This is a genomic window from Nonomuraea lactucae, assembly GCF_003313395.1.
GTDB classification, from domain to species: domain Bacteria; phylum Actinomycetota; class Actinomycetes; order Streptosporangiales; family Streptosporangiaceae; genus Nonomuraea; species Nonomuraea lactucae.
Genome location: NZ_QNFZ01000306.1, coordinates 1 through 545, shown reverse-complemented (window position 1 = coordinate 545; position 545 = coordinate 1). Strand labels below are relative to the sequence as shown.

The window sequence follows — 545 nt, the reverse complement described above, 5'->3', positions numbered from 1 at the left end:
GGACGCCCGTCAGCGTGCGGGTGACCGCCTGGCGCGGCGCGCCGCCGCCCGGCAGCAGGAAGAGGCCCGCCGTGAAGGCGCCCGCCGCCCAGGCGGCCGCCTCGTTGACGCCCATGCCGCCGCCCCAGCGCAGGACGCCCCAGACGCAGAAGCCGAACAGGACCGACAGCGGCACGTGCACGAGCGTCACGAGCGACGCCTTGACCAGCGCCCACGGGGTGCCGACCAGCGCGAGCAGCGGATCGGCCGCGCTCGCGCCGCGCACCTGGCGGCGCTTGACCAGGTCGCCGAAGAGGTATTCGCCCACCCGCAGCACCAGCGCCAGCGCCACGGCCACGGCGCCCACCGCGACGGGCATCATGACCGTCAGCGCGACCAGCGTCACCAGCAGCAGCGCGCCGATGAGCTGGCTGCCCACCAGATAGCGCTTGCGCTCGGCCGGCGGCGTGTAGGGACGCGGCGGGCTCACGGGAGGAGGCGGCACCGGCCGCTGCGCCTGCTGCGGGGCGGGATAGCCAGCCACCCGCTGGTCGGCGCGCGGCGCG

Annotated in this window: 1 pseudogene; it reads right to left on the bottom strand. The window is 76.9% G+C overall.

Going from position 1 to position 545, the window contains the following annotated elements:
* Positions 1-469 (bottom strand): annotated as a pseudogene (locus DQW85_RS21630) (serine/threonine-protein kinase); the annotation flags it as partial.
* Positions 470-545: the final 76 nt, after the last annotated feature.